The sequence below is a fragment of the Mycobacterium sp. IDUB_17 genome, assembly GCF_055419465.1.
Genome location: NZ_JBVAXS010000001.1, coordinates 899,949 through 913,693 on the forward strand (window position 1 = coordinate 899,949; position 13,745 = coordinate 913,693).

The following is a 13,745-nucleotide window of genomic DNA, read 5'->3' on the forward strand; positions in this document are numbered from 1 at the left end:
TTATAGAGGAGTCACGTTGCTGTTAGGTTCCGTTGCGATCGGTTCGATCGAGGAGTGGGAAGCTCCGCCCGGTTCTGCTGTGTCCTGGCGTGCTTCGCCCGGTTCGTGCGCCAAGGCCGCTGAAGCGCCTGTCAGCGACGTGCCGGTCAGCTACATGCAGGCCCAGCACCTGCGGGGCTTCGTCGATCAGCGAGCCAAGGGCCTGGACTACTCCCGTCTGGTGATCGTGACATGTGATATTCCAGGGCAATGCGACATCAGGGCGATGACATATGTGGTCAATGCCCATGTGCGCCGGCATGACACGTTCCGCAGCTGGTTCGAGTACCACGATGTGCACAACATCGTGCGTCACCAGATGACGAACCCGGCCGACATCAAGTTCGTGCCCACCCGGCACGGCGATCTCACGTCGGAGGAGCTGCGTCAGCTCACGCTGTCGACACCGGATCCGCTGCACTGGGATTGCTTCACCTACGGCATCGTTCAGTACCCGGATCGATTCACGATCTACGTGAGCATCGACCACCTGCACATGGATGCGACGTTCGCGGGTGTCACGCTCATGGAGTTCCACGCGATGTACACCACCCTCGTCGGTGGTGGCGCTCCGCTGGCACTTCCGGAGGCGGGGAGCTACGACGCCTTCTGCATGCGTCAGAAGGAACTTCTCGGCTCGTTGACGGCGGACTCGCCGGAAGTCAAGGCATGGGCCGACTTCGCGACGAACAACAACGGCAGCCTGCCGGACTTCCCACTGCCCCTAGGCGATCCGCTCGAGCCGTGTGGAGCGGAGATGTGGGTCGAGACCCTCATGGACGAGGAGCAGACAGCCAATTTCGAGTCGGCATGCGTCGCTGCCGGGGCCCGCTTCATCGGTGGCATGCTCGCCTGCACGGGGCTGGCCGAGCATGAGTTGACCGGAGCGGACACCTACTACGGGCTGACCCCGAGCGATACCCGCAAGACCACCGCCGATCTCATGACGATGGGCTGGTTTACCGGGCTGGTGCCGATCACCGTTCCGATCGCGGGCAGGTCCTTTGCCGAATCGGCCGTTGCGGCACAGAAATCCTTCGACGCCGGACATCAGCTCGTGGATGTCCCGTTCTACCGGGTGCTCGAGTTGAGACCCGAATTGGATTGGCCGAGGCCGAACTTCCAGGTGATCAACTTCCTGGACGCCGGAGCGGCGCCATTGTCGGTCCTGCTCACCACCGAGCTGGAATCGATGCGGATCGGAATGTTCAGCGACGGTGTGTACTCGTACCAGATGACCGTGTTCCTGGTGCGTCTGAAGGACCGGACGGCGGTCTCTGTGGTCTACCCGAACAACCCCGAAGCGCATGAATCGGTCGGTCGGTACGTCAAGGTGCTGAAATCGACGTGTGCGCGGGTGCTGGAGAACCTCGGCGCAGGGTCGCGCAAGTGAGTCGCGGAATGAAGTCAGAACAGGAAGGCACACTTGATGGCTGAGTCAACACTCAACGGCGTGCTGCGTGAACGGGCGAGCATGCAGCCCAACGATATCGCCTACACCTTCGTCGATTACGAACGTGACTGGGATGGCGTCGAGGAGACCCTGACCTGGGGCCAGCTCTACCGGCGCATCCGAAATCTGGCGGGGGAGCTGCAGGCCCACGCCGCATCGGGAGACCGCGCCGTGGTCCTCGCACCGCAGGGCCTGGACTACATCGTCGCCTTCCTGGCTTCGCTGGAAGCCGGCGTGGTCTGTGTTCCGCTGTCGACGCCGATGGTCGGCAATCACGATGAGCGGGTCACCGCTGTCCTCCGTGACGCGGCGCCCACCGTCATCCTCACCACGTCCGCCATCTCCGAGACTGTGACTCCGTATGCGGTGGCGCAGGACGGCAGCCCGGCGCCCGTCGTGCTCGAGGTCGACAAGCTCGACCTCGATGCCCGCAAGGCGGTTCGCCTGAGGCGCGAGGCCGCTCCGGATACCGCGTACCTCCAGTACACCTCCGGCTCGACGCGGATCCCCGCGGGCGTGATGGTGTCGAACCGCAACCTGACGGCCAACTTCGAGCAGATGATGGCCAGTTTCTACCCGGACTACAACCGGGTGCCGCCGTCAGACACAACGGTCGTGACGTGGCTGCCGCTGTACCACGACATGGGCATGATGGCCGGCATCGTTGCGCCGATTCTGGGTGGCTGGCGCACCGTGATGATGAGCCCGCTGGCGTTCCTGGCCCGGCCGGCACGCTGGATGCAGCAGCTCGGCAGCGTCCCCACCGGCTTGACCGCCGGACCCAACTTCGCCTTCGACCTGGCCTCGGCCAAGACCACCGATGACGATATGGCGGGTTGCGATCTGGGCAACGTGCTGAGCATCATCAGCGGGGCCGAGCGCGTCCACCAGGCGACCGTCGAACGCTTCACCAAGCGGTTCGCGGCATTCAATCTGCAGGGCAAGGTGATTCGCCCGTCCTATGGTCTGGCCGAGGCCACGCTGTACGTCGCGACGCGCGAGCCGGGGAAGCCGCCGGTGGTGGCTCATTTCGAGCCCGAGAAACTGGCGGCCGGGCACGCCGAGCGGTGTGCCAGTGGAACCGCGCTGATCAGCTACGGGACCCCGCAGAGCCCGGAGGTACGGATCGTCGATCCGGAAACCCGTATCGAGGTGCCCGCCGGGATGATCGGTGAGATCTGGGCACAGGGCGAGAACGTCGCGGCCGGGTACTGGAACCGGCCCGACGAGACGCAGGAGACGTTCGGCGCGACGGTCGACGGCGTACCCGACGGAACCTGGCTGCGTACCGGCGATCTGGGCTTCATCTCCGAAGGAGAGTTGTTCATCATCGGCCGGGTCAAGGATCTCCTGATCGTCCGCGGGCGCAACCACTACCCGGACGACATCGAGGCCACGGTGTCGGCGATCTCCCGTGGGCGCGTCGCTGCGATTGCGGTGAACCACGACGAGGAAGAGAAGCTGGTCGCCGTCATCGAGGTCAAGAAGCGTTCCGACGAAAGCCCGGAGGCCCTGGCCGAGCGTCTCACGTTGATGAAACGCGAAGTGATCTCCGCCATCTCGACGGCCCATGGACTCAACCCCGCCGACCTGGCACTGGTCGCCCCCGGCTCGCTCCCGATCACCACCAGCGGCAAGGTCCGTCGTCAGGCGAGTGCAGAGCTGTACCGCCGACAGGAGTTTGCGAGGTTGGACGCCTGATCGGGGCTGAACCGAAGCGCTGAAACCACTATGTGGGCAACCCTTTTGCTGATGGCCATCGCGGTCAGCCTCGAACCGGTGCGGATCGGGCTGACCGTGCTGATGCTGAACCGGCCCCGGCCGGTGCATCAATTGCTGGCGTTCCTGTGCGGCGGGTTCCTCATGGGCCTGGTGGTCGGCGGGACGGCGTTGCTTGTCCTCGACGCCGCACCGCTGGCCGCAGGCACGCTCACCGTGCCGAGGATGCAGATCGGGATCGGCATCCTCGCCCTGATCGCCGCGGCGTTGGTGGCGGCGAATGTGGGGGCGCGGCGGGCGCAACCGACAGAGGCGGCGCCTGAGGAGTCCGGCTCCGGCCAGGTGGCACTCGCGGCGCCGCGAGTCGGTCTGCGAGACCGGATACGGGCAGTGATGCAAGGTAATTCGCTGTGGGTCGCCGGTGTCAGCGGGCTGGGTATCGCGTTGCCTTCGGTCGACTACCTGGCGGCACTGGCGGTCATACACGCGTCCGGTGTCGCACCCGGCACACAGGTTGGTGCGGTGATCGCTTTCAACCTGGTGGCCTTTGCACTCGTGGAGATCCCACTCCTGAGTTACCTGATCGCCCCACAACGTACGCTGGTGTGGATGACCCGCGTGCATACCTGGATCCGTTCGTGCACGCGGCGCGACGTGGCGATGATTCTTACTGCGGCAGGGGCTTTGTTCATCACGATCGGCCTGCTTGGGATATGAGCGACAGCATGACACCGCCGACGGGTGGTGCTCAGAAGGGAGACGGCAGGATGCCTGGAGTCAACGGAGGACGTCGGCGTCGCGAAGCAGTCCGTGGTCGGAGCCGGTCACGAGATGCCGTTCGACGCGTGCCGCAGGGCCTGCTGGCCGGATCCTTCGCCGTCGGTCTTGTCGCCGCAGGAACGGTGTTCGGCGCCGGGACGGCGTCGGCCGAGTCCGCGCTGATCTTCGGCGGCGCCCGCGGGCCCGGCATCCCGTGGGACCAGATCACCAACAGGGTGGGCCGCGGCTTTTACCCGAATGCGAACCGGCACATCGTCGAGTACCCCGCCGGGATGGTGTACGGCCGGTTGCCGGACCAGTTGTGGCCCGGCAACGACATCTCGACCGACAGCGTGGGCGATTCGGTGGACATCGGTGCCCGCAACCTGAAGACCGCGCTGGCGGGCACCCCCGGGCAGACCGTGGTGGTCGGCAACTCCGAGGGCGCGCTGGTGCTCAGCGAGGCGCTGGCGCGCCTCTCGCAGGATCCCGGTGCGCGTGCCCCGGAAGGCGTGTCCTTCACGCTGTTCGGCCCCCCGCAGTCGGTGACGCCGTTCAGCCATTCGGTGCTGTCGTCGCTGACGCCGGGAACGTACGTTCCGCTGATCGACTACACGGTGCGCGGTCCGGTGGAGAGTCAGTACGACACCACCTTGGTGGTGGGCGAATACGATTTCATCGCCGACTTCCCAGACCGGCCGGACAACTTCCTGGCCCTGGCGAATTCGCTTGTCGCCCTTGAGTACCTGCACACCGAGACCTCGTACAGCGCGCCCGGGGACGTGCCGCCGCAGAACGTCTTCGTCACGGTCAACTCCCGTGGTGCGACGCAGACGGCGATGTTCCTGCCCACCAAGCTCTTGCCGTTGACCCGACCGCTTCGCGACCTGGGTGTTCCCAACGAGCTGGTCGATCAGCTCGACGGTGTGGTGCGGCCCATGGTGGATGCCGGCTACTCACGTAACGACTATCCGGGTGCCCCGGCAACCGGTATGGATCCGGTGGCCCGGGCCAACGTCGAGGACTGGTTGCGGCAGGCCGGCACCGGCCTGTCGGAACTGCCGCCACAGCCGGCCCCCGCGTCGCAGCCCACGATCAAGCTGAGCCGGACCGACCAGGAGAACATCGACAAGGCCGTGCAGGGCGTCAAGCTGAGCCCCACCGATCAGGCCAACATCGACAAGGCCGTGAAGGACGTCAAACTCAGCCCGACCGACCAGGCCAATATGGACAACGCGGCTCAGCAGGTGAAGAACCTGTTCCCGGGGATCGGCTAGACCACTTCGCCTTTGCCGCCCGGGGGCTCAGCTGCCGGGCTGGGTTCCTCGCTTGGCGGCCACCCTCAGCCGGCTTCTGAGCCGGTTGAGCTGACCTGTCACGAAATCCGACGGCCACCAGTTCGCCGACCCGATCAGGGTGGCGATCGCGGGAACGGTCAAGGTGCGCACCAGGAATGTGTCCAACAGAATCCCCACACCCACCACGAATCCGGCTTGCACGACCGTGCTGATGCTGGCGAACAACAACCCGAACATCGATGCCGCGAAGATCAGACCGGCCGCGGTGATCACACCGCCGGTGGACCCGACTGTGCGAATGACACCCGACCGCACACCATGCGGTGATTCATCGCGTATTCGAGATATCAACAGCAGGTTGTAATCGGCGCCAACGGCGACCAGCACGATGAAGGTCAGTGCGGGCACGCTCCAATGCAACTGTTGGCCGAGCACATACTGGAACATCACGACACCGATGCCCAAGGCCGACAGATACGAGATCACCACCGAGGCGATCAGATAGAGCGGAGCTACAAAGGCCCGCAGCAGGACAACCAGGATCAGCAGCACGACCGCGATCGTGACCGCGATGATCAGCCGGATGTCGTGGTTGTAGAAGTCGCGGGTATCGCGCAGCATCGCCGGATATCCGGCGATCGATACCGAGGATCCGTCGAGAGCGGTGTTCGGCAGGGCGCCGCGCGCGGTGTCACTGATCGCATTGACCAGGTTCATCGCCTCGGTGCCGAACGGATTGATGTCGGTCTGGATCAGGTAGCGCGCGGTATGGCCGTCGGGGGAGATGAATGTCGCTGCGGCCTTACGGAATTCGTCCTGGGTGAGAATCTGGGCGGGCACGTAGAACCCGGACATCGGCGGGCTGGCCGCGTCGGTCTTCATGTTGAGCAGGAAAGCCGATGCCTCGTCGAGCCCCGATCCCATTCGTTTGGTCTCGGTGACCAGTTGGGACACTCCGTCTGCGATCTGCCGGCTGGCGTCGGCGAGGGTATCCGCGCCGTTCTGCAGCGTGCCCAGCTGTGATCGCGCCTGGGCCGGATTGGCCAGTCCCATGGATTGCATGGCTTTGCTCGCGGTCTCGACGGTGGCGCTGAGCTTCTTGACCGTGTCATCGAGGGTCTGCACGGGATCAGTGGCTCGCAGATCCCGCGCCAGGGCAGCGATCTGATCGAAGGTTCCGTCAGTGCGTGCGGCGGCGAGCCGTCGCAATGATCCGCGGGCCTCGAGACAGGCCGGGTCGGTGAGGCAGACCGGGCTGGTGTCCAGTCCGCGCAGGACCGGATCGATCCACGGCATTCCGTTGGTCAGATCGGAGAAGTTCGAACCGAGCGAGTCGCCGAGTGCCCGCATACTGCTGACAAGCTTTGCCGCGCTGTCGATCTGCTGAAGTGTCGTATTGCCGCCGACTTGCTGTTGCATCGTCGCCAGGGCATCGACCAAGCCACGTGCTCCGGCCACGCCGCGGGTGACCTGCGTGCGTACATCGAGGAGACTGGTGGCCAGGGAATCGGCGCCGTCGGTGAGCCGGTTGAGATCGCTTGCGCGCCCGTTGATCTGTGTGGACGCGTCGTTGAGCTTGGTTCCGACCTCACCGGCCTGATAGCTCAGCCGTGCCTGCTGCAGGGATTCTCCGGTCGGCCGGGTGATTCCGCGTACGACCGCGATTCCGGGAAGCTGGCTCACCCGTTGGGCCATCTGCTCCAGGTCGGCCAGCGCCTGGGGCGTGCGCAGTTCGTTCGGAGACTGGATGATCAGATACTGCGGGATGGCCGAGCTGATCGGGAAGTGATCCTCCAGCGCCGCATACCCCATCGAACTCTCGGCGTGCGCCGGCAGTGCTTTGCGGTCGTCGTAGTTGTATTGGACCAGGGTCGCGCAACTGGCCAGCGCCGCAAGGACAACCAGGCTGGCGGCCAGGTGAGACCACGGCCGGCGCACGATGCGGATCCCGGATCGCCGCCAGATCCGGGTGGTGAGATCACGGCGCGGGGCTATCCAGCCGCGACGGCCGACCAACACCATCACGGCAGGCAACAGCGTCAACGCGGCCAGCAATGCGATGCCGATGGCGACTGCCAGTGCGGTGCCCACCGTGGAGAACACACCCAGCTGAGCGAAGGTCATCCCGAGGAAGGTGACGGCCACCGTGGCGGCGGACGCCGCGATGACCTTGCCGATCGAGCCGAGCGCCTCTACGACCGCGCGATCGGATTCCAGCCCCTCACGCAGATAGTCGTGATATCGGCTGATCAGGAAGACCGCGTAGTCGGTCCCGGCTCCGGCCATCATGGCGGTCAGGAACACGACGGTCTGGTTGGAGATCCCCATGCCGAGTGAGGCCAGGCCGGCGATCACCGACTGTGCGGTGACCAGCGATGCCCCGATGGTCAGCAACGGCAGCAGCATCGTGACCGGATTTCGGTAGATGATCAGCAGGATCACCAGCACCATGCCGATCGTGGCGATCTCGATGGCGGTCGTGTCGCGTTCGCCGATGTCGGTGAGATCGGCGACGGTGGCGGCGGGTCCGGTGAGGCTCGCGGTGAGCGAGACGTCATGCACGCTGTCTTTGACGATATCGGCGACGCGGGTATAGGACGCATATGACTGCGGTGAACCGACGTTCCCAGCGATGCCGACCGGCAGGATCCAGGCCTTGCCGTCTTTGCTGGACATGACCTCGCGCAGGGGAGGGGCACTGATGAAGTCCTGCAGCATCACGACGTCTTTGTCGTTCTTGCGCAGGTTGTCGACGAGGGTGCGGTAAGTCGCCTCATCGGCCGGACCCAGCCCCTTGTCGTTCGTCAGGACGACGAGTAGGACGTTCTCCGAGCCGGATTCGTGAAACGCCTCGGTCATTTCGCGGGTCGCGAGAGTAACCGGCGCGTGCGACGGCAGGATCGCGACCGGGCGTTGCTGCACCATCAGCGTCAACGACGGGAACGTGAGCGGCAGCGCGGCCGCGACGGCCAACCAGATTCCGATGATGAGCCAGGGCCAGCGCACTATCAACGAGCCGAGCCGGACGAACAGCGAGGAGTGTTCGGCGGTGCTCGTAGATTCTGTGGGCGGCGGCACTTTACGATCCTACGGGCGAGCGGGTGGGCACCCGTCGGCGCCGTGGTGGCAGTGAATTGATGTGCGCCTCGACCTCACCGATTGCTCGGAGACAGCCACCGGGTCTTGATCCGCCAGGAATGCGCGGAGGCGAGTGCGAAGATCGCGCCGCATCCGCAGGCGAAAATCCATACCAGGCGGCCGTTCTCGATGGGTTGCAGCGCCGGCACCAGCGACGTGACGATCCGGGTCGCGCAGGCGAGCATTCCGCTGACCGAGGCGAACAGGTAGATGTTCGCGATCCGCCGCGACCGCGGGTCCTTGCGCAGGATCAGCATGGCGCGGGCCCCGTAACCCAGCAGGTAGAGCAAGGTGCCGCAGAGCAGGATCCAGTAGACGCTCAGCCAGAAATCCGTCGGCACCTGGAAGAAATCGGCCCGGTACACCGCGGCACCGTTGCCCATCGAGAAGGTGGCCAGCAGCACCGGGATGCAGATGGTGGCCGGGCGCTCGACGTATTGCTTGAAGGAGCGCTGCATGGCGTTGTCGTCCTGGAGACGGCCCAGGGAGTTGTAGACGATGGCCGACGCCGCCACGATGTAGGCGTCATGGCCGATGTAGTCCTCGACGTTCCACTTGCCGGTCAGCTCATGCAGCACCGGTCCGATGGTCTCGGACGCCCACGGCGACATCAGCAGCACCGCCACCCCCTGCAGCGCGATGTTCAGGGTGGCGGCCACTTCCCATCGGCATGACCAGGTGACTCGCCTGATCCACAGGCTCCACAGGATGCAAGCCAGTGTGATCGCGATGAGTGTGGCGACGGACATAACAGTTTGCCTCGGACGGTGTTGCGGACAGCTGACGTGCCGGCGGCCTACAGGGGAGGTGCGTCGGCGCGTGGCGTCAGGTGGGACAGTTTCGTGGGCCGGTGGACGGCCGGGCGGACACGGGTGGCGGTTTCCACGGGCGCCACGGTCACCGGCGACGACTCCATGTAGTGCCACACTTCCTGGCGACTCATCAGCCCGAACCGGATCTGCAGGTCGGGATAGTTGAGGTGGAAGCGGTCGGCTACCTGACGCAGTTCCTCAGCGTTGGGATAGTCGGCCTCTTTCACGCGCCGGTAGTACGTGCTGCTGGAGACACCCAGCGCGCTGTACACGGCCTTGGCGTCGACCTCGCCGTCCAGCAGATAGTCGAGCAGGGCCTTGAGCTGCCTGCCGTTCTCGTCGGTTCGCGGCATCAGAACACAATAGACCCGAACCCGCAGTTGGTCGCAGCGAACCACGGCGATGCCAGCAATGACGTTATTGACAACAATGTCAGACTTTTGGCACAGCTCTCCCATTTTTGGGACTATCTAGCTAACGTTACAGATATGTCTGTTTCCGTCCTGCCCGACGCGGCCGGCACCGGCTCGTGGATCGCTGACTATGGCACGGTCGGGCCACCGGTTGCCTCAGACCTGGCAACGGTGTCCAGTTCGTTGGACGACGTATTGTCCGCCGAGCTGCACGGAGCCCGGACCGCGATGGGCTGCACCGCCGAGGAATTGCTGCTGGCCGCGCTGGGCCGGACAGTCGCCCGCGCGATCGGGGACGGACTACTGGCCGTCGATGTCGTGAGCGGTCCCGAGCGCGCGGGATATCGCCGCGTCGGAGTGCCATGTGTCTCCCAGAGGGGGCTGTCGGGGGCCGAATTGCTCGCAGCCGCACGTCCGGGCGTCGACATCGGCGAGCGCACGGGGGCGGACATGAGCTTCGCGTACGGAGAGGGGCCGCGGGCGGGGCAGTTCGAACACCCGTTGGCGCTGCACGTCCAGTGCGACACCGAGATCACCATGCGGCTGCTCTGGCGGTTCGACAGCCGCAGGTTCGACCAGTGCACGGTCCATGAGTTGGCCGAGCAGTTTCCGCTGGCACTGATCGAGGTCACCTCGGGTTAGATCTGATTTCCGATTGATTTGCGGGGCTCATTAGACTGGGCGGATCGGCGCTGATCCGGCCATCACCGGGGAGCCTTCGGAAGAACAGCTGCGGATCGAGTGTTCGGATTCGGCGTAGCCCAGTAGAACCGGACGGGTGGGCCCGTGATCGCCCGAAAGTTGAGCGGCGCGCTGCAGTGCAGCGCGCAAGCGGGGTGGTACCGCGGCGCTTGCGCACCCGTGCGACGTCGTCCCCGTGCCTGGACACACAGGCTCCCCAAGTGGGGAGCCCCGGACGCGGCCCGGCCGCGTCATAGGCACAGGAGACGCGCCAGTGACTGCCCAATCGGAGTCTTCAACGTCGGCCGGGTACCCCAAGCCGGCCGCACCCAACTTCCCGGAACGGGAACTTGAGGTGCTCGACTACTGGGCCGCCGACGACACCTTCCGGGCCAGCATCGCGCGCCGTGCGGATGCCGAGGAATACGTCTTCTACGACGGGCCCCCGTTCGCCAACGGTCTGCCGCACTACGGCCACCTGCTCACCGGCTACGTCAAGGACATCGTGCCGCGCTACCGCACCATGCGTGGCTACAAGGTGGAACGCCGGTTCGGTTGGGATACCCACGGGCTGCCCGCCGAGCTCGAGGTGCAGCGTCAACTCGGCATCGCGGACAAGGCCCAGATCGAAGAGATGGGCATCGAGAAGTTCAACGCGGCCTGTCGTGCCTCCGTGCTGAAGTACAGCGACGAATGGCGTGCCTACGTCACCCGTCAGGCGCGCTGGGTGGACTTCGACAATGACTACAAGACCCTGGATCCGACCTTCATGGAGTCGGTGATCTGGGCCTTCAAGCAGCTGTGGGACAAGGGCCTGGCCTACGAGGGCAACCGGGTGCTGCCGTACTGCTGGAACGACGAGACCCCGTTGTCCAACCACGAGCTGCGGATGGATGACGATGTCTACCAGAGCCGCCAGGATCCGGCGGTGACGGTGGGCTTCACCGTGACCGACGGCCCGCTCAGGGGCGCGCACCTGTTGATCTGGACGACGACGCCGTGGACGTTGCCGTCCAACCAGGCCGTCGCGGTCAACCCCGACATCGACTACGTGCTGGTGCAGGGCCCCGACGGGCGGCGCTACGTCCTGGCTCAGGCGCGGCTTGCCGCGTACGCGCGCGAGCTCGGGGAAGAACCCGAAGTTCTCGGCAGCTACACCGGGCGGGATCTGCTCGGGACGCGGTACCTGCCGCCCTTCACCTACTTCATGGATGCACCCAACTCGTTCCAGGTGCTGGCCGCTGACTTCGTCAGCACCGAGGACGGCACGGGCATCGTGCACATGGCCCCCGCCTACGGCGAGGACGACAAGGCCACCGCGGACACCGCCGACATCGTCGCGGTCACCCCGGTGGACTCGAAGGGCCGATTCGACGCATCGGTGCCCGATTACGCGGGTCAGCACGTCTTCGACGCCAATTCGCAGATCATCCGCGACCTCAAGAACAGCGACGGGCCTGCGGCGGCCAACGGCGCGGTGCTGCTGCGCCACGAGACCTATGAGCACTCCTACCCGCACTGCTGGCGGTGCCGTAACCCGTTGATCTACCGCGCGGTGTCGTCGTGGTTCATCAAGGTCACCGATTTCCGGGACCGGATGGTCGAGCTCAACCAGCAGATCACCTGGTATCCCGAGCACGTCAAGGACGGGCAGTTCGGTAAGTGGCTGTCCAATGCACGCGACTGGTCGGTATCGCGAAATCGGTACTGGGGCAGCCCGATTCCGGTATGGAAGTCCGACGATCCGGCCTATCCGCGGATCGATGTGTACGGCAGCCTCGACGAGCTGGAGCGCGATTTCGGTGTCCGGCCGACCGATCTGCACCGGCCGTTCATCGACGAGCTGACCCGGCCCAACCCGGACGATCCGACCGGCAAGTCCACGATGCGCCGCATCGAGGACGTGTTCGACGTGTGGTTCGACTCCGGGTCGATGCCGTACGCGCAGGTGCACTACCCGTTCGAGAACCAGGAGTGGTTCGACGGAACCGGTACGGACGGGGTGGATGCGCACTTCCCCGGTGATTTCATCGTCGAGTACATCGGCCAGACCCGCGGCTGGTTCTACACCATGCACGTGCTGGCGACCGCGCTGTTCGACAAGCCCGCCTTCAAAACCTGTGTGGCGCACGGGATCGTGCTGGGCAACGACGGTCAGAAGATGAGCAAGTCGTTGCGCAACTACCCGGATGTCAGCGAGGTGTTCGACCGCGACGGGTCCGACGCCATGCGCTGGTTCCTGATGGCCTCGCCGATCTTGCGGGGCGGCAACCTGATCGTCACCGAGCAGGGCATCCGCGAGGGCGTCCGTCAGGTGCTGCTGCCGTTGTGGAACGCCTACAGCTTCCTGGCGCTGTACGCGCCGAAGAAGGGCACCTGGCGGACCGACTCGAGCAACGTGCTGGACCGCTACATCCTGGCCAAGCTGGCCCAACTGCGTGATGATCTGACCATCTCGCTGGACACGTGCGATATCTCCGGGGCCTGCGACGAACTTCGGCAGTTCACCGAGGCGTTGACGAACTGGTATGTGCGCCGGTCACGTTCGCGGTTCTGGGAAGAGGACGCCGAGGCCATCGACACCCTGCACACCGTGCTGGAGGTGACCTGCCGACTGGCGGCACCGCTGCTGCCGCTGGCCACCGAGGTGATCTGGCAGGGTCTGACCGGTGAGCGATCGGTGCATCTGACCGACTGGCCCGAGGCCGACGTGCTGCCGAAGGACGCCGACCTGGTGGCCGCGATGGACCAGGTGCGCGAGGTGTGCTCGGTGGGGTCCTCGCTGCGCAAGGCCAAGAAGCTGCGGGTGCGCCTGCCGCTGCCGAAACTGACTGTGGCAGTGGAAAATCCGGCTGCCCTCGGGCCGTTCGCCGATCTCATCGCCGATGAGCTCAACGTCAAGCAGGTTGAGCTGACCGACGACATCGACACCTACGGTCGGTTCGAGTTGGCCGTCAACGCCCGCGTCGCCGGCCCCCGGATCGGCAAGGACGTGCAGGCCGCGATCAAGGCCGTGAAGGCGGGGGAGGGTGTGGTCAATCCCGACGGCACCCTGACCGCCGGTCCGGTGGTGCTGCAGCCGGAGGAGTACACCGCCAAACTGGTTGCCGCCGACCCGGAGTGGACCACGGCCCTGCCCGACGGCGCAGGCCTGGTGGTGCTCGACGGCACGGTTACCGAGGAACTGGAGGCCGAGGGCTGGGCCAAGGACCGCATCCGCGAACTGCAGGAACTGCGCAAGTCGACCGGCCTTGAGGTGTCCGACCGCATCTCGGTGCAGATCTCGGTTCCGGCTCAGTATGAGCCGTGGGCCCGCGCGCATCGAGATCTCATCGCCGGTGAAATCCTGGCCACCAGTTTCGAGTTCGGTGCCGTCGCCGACGGTGCCGAGATCGGGGACGGGGTGCGGGTCGCGATCGCAAAGGCGTGATGC

At 65.3% G+C, this 13,745-nt stretch carries 9 protein-coding genes; 6 read left to right on the forward strand and 3 right to left on the reverse strand.

The window, feature by feature from the left end:
- Positions 1-16 precede the first annotated feature (16 nt).
- The 4 genes from ACZYZ7_RS04385 to ACZYZ7_RS04400 all read left to right on the forward strand — a co-directional run bounded on the left by ACZYZ7_RS04385 (position 17) and on the right by ACZYZ7_RS04400 (position 5,247).
- A complete protein-coding gene (locus tag ACZYZ7_RS04385; RefSeq protein WP_135454385.1) occupies positions 17-1,432 on the forward strand; it encodes a condensation domain-containing protein in 1,416 nt (471 codons plus the stop codon).
- A gap of 36 nt (positions 1,433-1,468) precedes the next feature.
- Positions 1,469-3,193, forward strand: coding sequence for an AMP-binding protein (locus ACZYZ7_RS04390; protein WP_463740285.1), 1,725 nt, complete (start codon positions 1,469-1,471; stop codon positions 3,191-3,193).
- A gap of 30 nt (positions 3,194-3,223) precedes the next feature.
- A complete protein-coding gene (locus tag ACZYZ7_RS04395) occupies positions 3,224-3,928 on the forward strand; it encodes a GAP family protein (RefSeq protein ID WP_463740286.1) in 705 nt (234 codons plus the stop codon).
- A 128-nt stretch (positions 3,929-4,056) separates the two neighbouring features.
- Complete coding sequence (locus ACZYZ7_RS04400) at positions 4,057-5,247, forward strand: PE-PPE domain-containing protein (RefSeq protein ID WP_463740287.1); 1,191 nt, start codon at positions 4,057-4,059, stop codon at positions 5,245-5,247.
- Between the two features lie 27 nt (positions 5,248-5,274).
- On the opposite strand, the gene ACZYZ7_RS04405 is transcribed toward ACZYZ7_RS04400, so the two are convergent.
- The 3 genes from ACZYZ7_RS04405 to ACZYZ7_RS04415 all read right to left on the reverse strand — a co-directional run bounded on the left by ACZYZ7_RS04405 (position 5,275) and on the right by ACZYZ7_RS04415 (position 9,571).
- Positions 5,275-8,346, reverse strand: coding sequence for an MMPL/RND family transporter (locus ACZYZ7_RS04405; RefSeq protein WP_463740288.1), 3,072 nt, complete (start codon positions 8,344-8,346; stop codon positions 5,275-5,277).
- A 74-nt stretch (positions 8,347-8,420) separates the two neighbouring features.
- Positions 8,421-9,155, reverse strand: a complete 735-nt coding sequence (locus tag ACZYZ7_RS04410; RefSeq protein ID WP_463740289.1) for a hypothetical protein — start codon at positions 9,153-9,155, stop codon at positions 8,421-8,423.
- Between the two features lie 47 nt (positions 9,156-9,202).
- Complete coding sequence (locus ACZYZ7_RS04415) at positions 9,203-9,571, reverse strand: XRE family transcriptional regulator (protein ID WP_463740290.1); 369 nt, start codon at positions 9,569-9,571, stop codon at positions 9,203-9,205.
- A 135-nt stretch (positions 9,572-9,706) separates the two neighbouring features.
- On the opposite strand from ACZYZ7_RS04415, the gene ACZYZ7_RS04420 reads away from it, so the two are divergent.
- Positions 9,707-10,273 (forward strand): hypothetical protein, encoded by a 567-nt coding sequence (locus tag ACZYZ7_RS04420; RefSeq protein WP_463740291.1) that lies wholly within the window; start codon positions 9,707-9,709, stop codon positions 10,271-10,273.
- Positions 10,274-10,586: 313 nt separating this feature from the next.
- Positions 10,587-13,742 (forward strand): isoleucine--tRNA ligase, encoded by a 3,156-nt coding sequence (ileS, locus tag ACZYZ7_RS04425; protein WP_463740292.1) that lies wholly within the window; start codon positions 10,587-10,589, stop codon positions 13,740-13,742.
- The last annotated feature ends 3 nt before the right edge of the window (positions 13,743-13,745 follow it).

Coding starts and splice junctions, on each gene's coding strand:
- ACZYZ7_RS04390 (WP_463740285.1), top strand. CDS start 1,469: ATGGCTGAGTCAACACTCAACGGCGTGCTGCGTGAACGGGCGAGCATG.
- ACZYZ7_RS04395 (WP_463740286.1), top strand. CDS start 3,224: ATGTGGGCAACCCTTTTGCTGATGGCCATCGCGGTCAGCCTCGAACCG.
- ACZYZ7_RS04410 (WP_463740289.1), bottom strand. CDS start 9,155: ATGTCCGTCGCCACACTCATCGCGATCACACTGGCTTGCATCCTGTGG.
- ACZYZ7_RS04415 (WP_463740290.1), bottom strand. CDS start 9,571: ATGCCGCGAACCGACGAGAACGGCAGGCAGCTCAAGGCCCTGCTCGAC.
- ACZYZ7_RS04420 (WP_463740291.1), top strand. CDS start 9,707: ATGTCTGTTTCCGTCCTGCCCGACGCGGCCGGCACCGGCTCGTGGATC.